At 30.4% G+C, this 6997-nt stretch carries 5 protein-coding genes; all 5 read left to right on the top strand.

Annotation, left to right across the window (positions count from 1 at the left end):
• Positions 1 to 216: 216 nt before the first annotated feature.
• The 5 genes from VKJ25_RS24390 to VKJ25_RS24370 all read left to right on the top strand — a co-directional run bounded on the left by VKJ25_RS24390 (position 217) and on the right by VKJ25_RS24370 (position 6869).
• Positions 217 to 1545: a photosystem II assembly protein gene (locus VKJ25_RS24390; protein ID WP_324239244.1), complete on the top strand. Its 1329-nt coding sequence runs from the start codon at positions 217 to 219 to the stop codon at positions 1543 to 1545.
• A gap of 1294 nt (positions 1546 to 2839) precedes the next feature.
• Complete coding sequence (locus tag VKJ25_RS24385; protein ID WP_324239243.1) at positions 2840 to 3652, top strand: potassium channel family protein; 813 nt, start codon at positions 2840 to 2842, stop codon at positions 3650 to 3652.
• A gap of 247 nt (positions 3653 to 3899) precedes the next feature.
• A complete protein-coding gene (locus VKJ25_RS24380) occupies positions 3900 to 5213 on the top strand; it encodes a nucleoside recognition domain-containing protein (RefSeq protein ID WP_324239242.1) in 1314 nt (437 codons plus the stop codon).
• A 203-nt stretch (positions 5214 to 5416) separates the two neighbouring features.
• Positions 5417 to 6364: an NAD(P)-dependent alcohol dehydrogenase gene (locus tag VKJ25_RS24375; protein ID WP_324239241.1), complete on the top strand. Its 948-nt coding sequence runs from the start codon at positions 5417 to 5419 to the stop codon at positions 6362 to 6364.
• A 67-nt stretch (positions 6365 to 6431) separates the two neighbouring features.
• Positions 6432 to 6869 (top strand): secondary thiamine-phosphate synthase enzyme YjbQ, encoded by a 438-nt coding sequence (locus VKJ25_RS24370; protein WP_324239240.1) that lies wholly within the window; start codon positions 6432 to 6434, stop codon positions 6867 to 6869.
• Positions 6870 to 6997 lie beyond the last annotated feature (128 nt).

Genomic DNA, 6997 nt, shown 5'->3' with positions numbered 1-6997 from the left:
ATAACTAAAGCAGTTAATGTAGTTCAGTCGTGTTCTCTTACTTTCTTGTTTGAGAGAGGTTATATCAAGATCGTCTCAAGTTTCCGGAATCTTTAAATGACAGATAATAGAGAAATTAAGAATTTAATTACAGGGAAATTATCATCTAGGAACTAGATAAGTTAATATAAATATTAAGTAACTCAGAAATCAAACAACTTCAGGGGAAGTTTACTTATGAATAATAAAATTACAAATTTTTGGCGTTCTCTCAAATTTTGGTTTGCTTTAAAAAAAGGAAGTATTTCTCTGGCAAACCAGATACTAAAAACTATTAAAAATTCGGGAGCAAAATTATCTCCTGTGGAGAAGTTATATCAAGATAAGCTGAATTTTCAGGAAACTTTAAATGATAAAGATCGAGAAATTAGAAGTTTAAGTCAAAAGCTGAAACAAGCTGTTGATAAGTTAGATGAATTAGAGTTAAAGATTGATTTTGATGAACCAGTAATTAGGCGACTTGATGATTATATATTGACTCCAGAACCAAAATTTATTGAGTTTGTTACTAATAAATTTAAGTTAACTGAAAAAGATGAAAATTTATGGCAATGTACTGGAATAGATGAAACAATATTTGATGATTTTGAATCAAGTTTGGCAGAGTATATTAAATCTGAACTAGAAAGAAGAACTGAAAAAAAACGAGCATCAGATTTGGCAGCAGCAATTAAAGACTTACAGTTATTAAAGAGTAATATTGATCCTGATTACGGTTATGAACTTAGTGCTCATGTCTATATGATGAAATATTTTCCAGAACATATTTATTGTAGTTATTTAGTCTGGTTTTTAATATATAAATCTGGATTATTACCTACTAAACTTAACATTCTTGATATAGGTGCAGGACCGGGAACAGTTGCTTGTGGATTAGCCTTATTTCTGCAAAGTAGTAGTAGCTTTTTTACTGCTCCTCCCATGCACATTTGTTATTATTCTCTGGAAAAACAAGCTCATTTTCAGTATCGAGGTCTTCAGTTTTGGCGACAATATATTGAAAAGCAAAGAATACCTACTAATTTGTATTTTCGGTTTGATACAACAGATATTTTTACATATAACAAGAAGTCGAAAGTTTTACCACAAGGTTTCTTTGATTTTATAGTTATTTCTCACTGTTTGTTTGCAAAACCAGAAGAGAAGAGAAAGTCTTTTGAAACTTATCATAAAATCTTTCAAGAAAGTTTGATTCGTGGTGGTTATGTAATCTTAATTGTTCAAATCAAGAGACTTTTTGGATTTTATGGGATGCAACCTCAAGAAGATATTCTTCTAGAAAAAAAATTAGTTGAAAATTTGGCAGAGGAGTTAGGTTTAAAGTTGGAGTGGTTTAAATATATTACTGCAACAGGTATTAGGGAATCTCAGATAGATTTTTTAAAGTACGCTAATGAAAATCTACCTACTCAAAAATTTATAACTCCCCTTAAACGTAAATATCTCAAATTAAACTATAATTCACATTATGCAATAGATGACTATATAATTATCGCCAAAAGATAAAAATAACTCTCACACTTACCTAGAAAAAATGTCTGACAAAATTAAACGCTGAAAATCAAAAGTTACTCAATAAAAACTTATTTATAAAGTAATAATTTAGTCATCTTTAAATGACTTAACCTATCAGCTAAAGATTTTCATCCTTGGCGAAACATCAAGAATAAAGTTGGGTAGCTTTATGGATTAGATGACTATATAATTATCGTCAAAAAATAAAAATAACTTTCATACTTACCTAGAAAAAATGTCTGAGAAAACTCAACGCTAAAAATCAAAAGTTACTCAATAAAAACTTATTTGGAAAGTAATAATTTAGCCATCTTTAGATGACTTGAGCTATCAGCCAAGGATTTTCATCCTTGGCGAACCTTGATATCAACTTTTCTAGAAAAAATCTCTGACACAACTAAAGGCTAAAAGTTAAAAATTACTCAATAAAAACTTAGTTATAAAGTAATAATTTATTCATATTTAGATGACTTAAACTATCAGCTAAAGATTTTCATCTTTGGCGAACCTTGATATCAACTATTACTCTTGAAAATTTACCTCCTCAAAAATTTATAACTCCCCTTAAACGTAAATATATCAAATTAAGCTATAATTTACATTATGGATTAGATGACTATATAATTATCGCCAAAAGATAAAAATAACTCTCACACTTACCTAGAAAAAATGTCTGACCAAATTAAACGCTGAAAATCAAAAATTACTCAATAAAAACTTAGTGAAAAAGTAATAATTTAGTCATCTTTAAATGACTTAAGCTATCAGCTAAAGATTTTCATCCTTGGCGAAGCATCAAAAATAAAGTTGCGTAGCTTTATGAATTATATGACTATATAGTTATCTCCAAAAGATAAAAATAACTCTCACACTTACCTAGAAAAAATGTCTGAGAAAACTCAACGCTGAAAATCAAAAGTTACTCAATAAAAATTTAGTTCTAAAGTAATAATTTAGCCATCTTTAGATGACTTAACCTATCAGCCAAAGATTTTCATTCTTGGCGAACTTTTATCTCAACTATAAACTACTCCAACAAATATCAAATAGTCTAATCAAAATTTTTTAAACTATTCCCAATAAAATTAATCAATGGCGAAATTTATCACTTCATTAAATAAAACCTCAACACCTCTAACTAATATCAGTTTGCATTAATTAACCACAAGAAAAATAGCTCAGAAAGAATTGGTTAAGACATAGATATACGAGCAACCTTAGACTAATAAATTTTTTTTCTACTGTTCCCAGTTAAGTGTTCCCTATTCCCTACTATATAGAAAAAATGCACCACAAAATTCAACGCCGAATCTTTGAAATTATTGAACTAGATCATCCCGAAGATATCTATAGTAAAACTTTCAAAATCTTCATCATCACATTAATTATTCTCAATATTATTGCCCTCATTATCTCCACAGTCGAAGATATTTATCAGCAATATCAAACTTGTTTAGATAGCTTTGAAATAATATCAGTAACCATATTTACTATAGAATATATTTTGCGGGTTTGGTCTTGCAATATTGCCTTTGGATACAAACATCCTATTTGGGGAAGAATTAAATTTATATTCAAACCTTTAGTAATTATTGATTTAATTGCTATTTTGCCATTTTACTTACCTTTATTATTGCCAAACTTAATATTTACTCGTTCCTTTAGAATATTTAGAATATTTAGAATATTCAAAATAACCAGATACTCAAATACAACCAAATTATTTGCTCAAGTTATTAAGTCAAAACAAGAAGAAATAATAATCGCTATATTTACTGGTATAATTTTATTAGTAACTTCAGCTAGTCTCATGTACTTTGCTGAAAATGAAGCTCAACCAGAAAATTTTCCCAATATTCCTGCTGCTATGTGGTGGGGAGTTGTTACTTTAACAACTGTCGGTTATGGAGACATTTATCCTATTACTCCTTTAGGTAAATTTTTAGGAGCGATCGCTGCTTTAATTGGAATTGGAATATTTGCTTTACCCACTGGTATAATTGGTTCTGGTTTAATTGAAGAAATTCAAAAAAAGCAAGCTTTAAATCAAGGAAAAGAATCTATTATTTGCCCTCATTGTGGTAAAAAGATAGATTGATAATTAATAATGCATAATTAATAATTAATAATGCCTAATTACCATTACCTAAGAGAGAGAAGACTAAGTATAAAGGGAACAATAAATTTTTTTTCCTTGAAAGAGTAAGTTTTTAACTGTTTCATTTATGATAAATAATGAACAGAAAATACTTATGTCAAATATTAAGGCAATTTCAGTTAAAATATAATTATCATCCTACTATCATCAACATATCTTCCCCTATCCCCTGTTCCCTATTCTTAAAATGAATAAATCACAAATATCACCTATTAATAATATCTGGCTATTTATGATAATTTTAGCCACAGTTGTAGCAGCATACAATGGCAAAATGACCGAAATAACTGAAGCATCATTTGAAGGTGCAGAAAATGCTGTTACTTTAGCCATCGGATTAATTGGTAGTATGGCATTATGGTTAGGCATAATTTCCATAGTTGAAGCAGCAGGAGGAATGAAAATAATTGCCCGTTTTATTTATCCCTTAATGGTTAAACTTTTTCCCGATATACCTCCTTCTCACCCTGCTATGTCTGCCATTATTTTGAATATAGCTGCTAATGCTTTAGGATTAGGAAATGCTGCAACACCAATGGGTTTAAAAGCTATGACAGAAATGGATAAATTAAATCCAGAAAAGGGAACTGCGACAGATTCAATGTGTTTATTTTTAGCAATTAATACCTCTTCTGTCACCCTAATTCCTATTGGTGTGATAACTATTAGAGCAAGTGCAGGTGTTACTAATCCTGGAGATATTATTTTACCTACATTTATTGCTACTTGTTGTTCTACAATAGCAGCTATTATAGCAGCTAAATTTTTGGCAAGTAAGCAAACAATGCCAAGTTTAAATCAATCAATTTCTCCAGAATATTTAGAGGAAAATAATTTGATTAATGGAGAGGAAAAAAGCTCGGAACTGGCTCCACCAGGCAAAATTAGTAAATTAGTTTTTGCTAGTTTAATTGGAGCTTTTTTAGGTGCGGTAATTTATCACTTAAACCTCCAAGGTATATCCTATATTTTTAGTCTGAATTTTCTCGAAAGTTTGTCTAATTGGTTATTGCCAATATTAATTTGTTCCTTTCTACTTTTTGGCTATTTTCGAGGAGTTAAAGTTTATGAAACAATGACCGAAGGTGCAAAAGATGGATTTGAAGTTGCCGTGAGAATAATTCCTTTTATGGTGGCAATTTTTGTCGCTATTGGAATGTTTAGAGCAAGTGGAGCATTAGATATTTTAGCTGCAATTTTATCTCCCATAACTAATTTAATTGGCATCCCAGTAGAAGCATTACCTATGGCATTAATTAGACCTTTATCTGGTAGTGGTGCTTTTGGGATTATGTCAGAAATAGTCACAAATAAACCATCAAGTTTTCTCTCCTATTTAGTATCAACTATGCAGGGTTCCACAGAAACAACTTTTTATGTATTAGCTGTTTATTTTGGCAGTGTTGGAATTAAAAAAACTCGATATGCTTTACCTGCTGCTCTATTTGCTGATGCGGTAGGAATTTTGACTTCTGTTATAATGTGTCGGATATTTTTTTGATGATTAAATTCAGAAATTAGGTTTTGGAAAAAAGGAATTTTAAGGGTAAAGGTAAAGTCAGGGCTAATTCTACTTAGGTGCAGTTATTTTTCTTCTTTTTTATTCCTTATTTCCCCAACCTAAATTTTCTACCTCATAACAACGGAAAGCTTTGTATAATTTATTGATATCCTAATATAAGTCTTAATTTAACAAAAAAAACCATGAAAGCAGTCACTATTAATAGGTATGGTTCCATTGATGTTTTGGAATATTCAGAAATTGAAAAACCTCAAATTAAACCCGAACAACTATTAGTCAAAATTCACGCTAGCAGTATTAACCCTGTTGATTGGAAAATTAGACAAGGGCAACTACAATTACTCTCAGGTTTTAACTTTCCTATTCTTTTAGGTTCAGACTTATCTGGAGTTATTATAGAAGCAGGGGAAAAAGTAGAAAACTTTCAGCCTGGAAATGAAATTTATACATTTATAAATCCATTAGTTGGAGGTGCTTATGCAGAATATATTGCTATACCTGCAAATACTGCTGCTTTAAAACCAAAAAATATGAATTATTGCCAAGCAGCAGCAGTACCCGTAGCAGGTTTAACCGCTTTTCAAGCATTACTTAATTTAGGTCAAATTAGACCAGGAAAAAAAGTTTTAATTAATGGTGTTTCTGGGGGTGTTGGGACTTTTGCAGTTCAAATTGCAAAGGCAATGAAAGCTGAAGTTATAGGTGTTTGTAGTAGTAAAAATATTACCTTAGTAGAGAGTTTAGGAGCAAATCAGGTTATTGATTATAATCAGATTAATTTTACCCAAGAATCTGAACAGTATGATATTGTTTTTGATGCTGTTGGAAAAGAAACTTTTTCTAGTTGTGAAAATGTATTGAAGTCTGAAGGAATTTATATTTCTACTCTACCAATTTTAGAAAATTTACCTTCTACTTTATTTACCTTATTTATGCCTGGTAAAAAATCTAAATTTGTTCTCGCTCAACCTAACCCCGATGATTTAATTTCTCTTGGAAAATTGATTGAAGATGGATTAGTTAAATCAGTTATTGATAAGACATATAAATTAACAGAAATAGCGGCAGCTCATGCTTATAGTGAAATGGGTCGCGCTGTTGGAAAAATTGTGATTACAAATGAAGATTAAATTCTAGTTTAATAAAAATTTTTCCACTGTAATAATAGTAGTATATTTGGCAAAATAGGATATTAATATGTTGATTAAAAATGAACTTCTAGAAATAGAAACTGCTCCAGGAATAGAAATATATAATATTACTCCCCAAGTTATTGATATCTTAACTGCAACTGGCATAAATAATGGGCAAGTAATTGTATTTTCTAAACACACAACTACTGCTTTAGCTATTAATGAAAATGAGGAAAGATTAATTGAGGACTTGAAAGTATATTTGAGAAAGTTAGCACCGGAGTCTGACAAGTATCTCCATAATGATTTACATTTACGAGATGTACCTCCCGACGAACCTATTAATGCTCATTCTCATCTCATGGCAATGACTTTAAATAATAGTGAAGTGATTCCAGTTGTGGAGGGAAATTTAGCTTTAGGAACTTGGCAGTCGATATTATTTTTTGAATTAGACGGACCTCGAAAAAGAAGTGTATTAGTGCAAGTTACTGGTAAATAAATTAGGAAGGTTTGATGTGGAAATAGATGACTTGGGAAAATTGGAAAAGTTTCTGTTTCTGATTATGGAGAGTTGGAAAATATCGAGAATATTGACTTTGGGCTATTAGTATATAGGAGCGCACCTTT

It is taken from the genome of Okeania sp. (assembly GCF_035285525.1).
GTDB lineage: Bacteria > Cyanobacteriota > Cyanobacteriia > Cyanobacteriales > Microcoleaceae > Trichodesmium.
The sequence above is the reverse complement of the archived record's forward strand: the minus strand, read 5'-3'. Positions and strand labels throughout refer to the sequence as shown.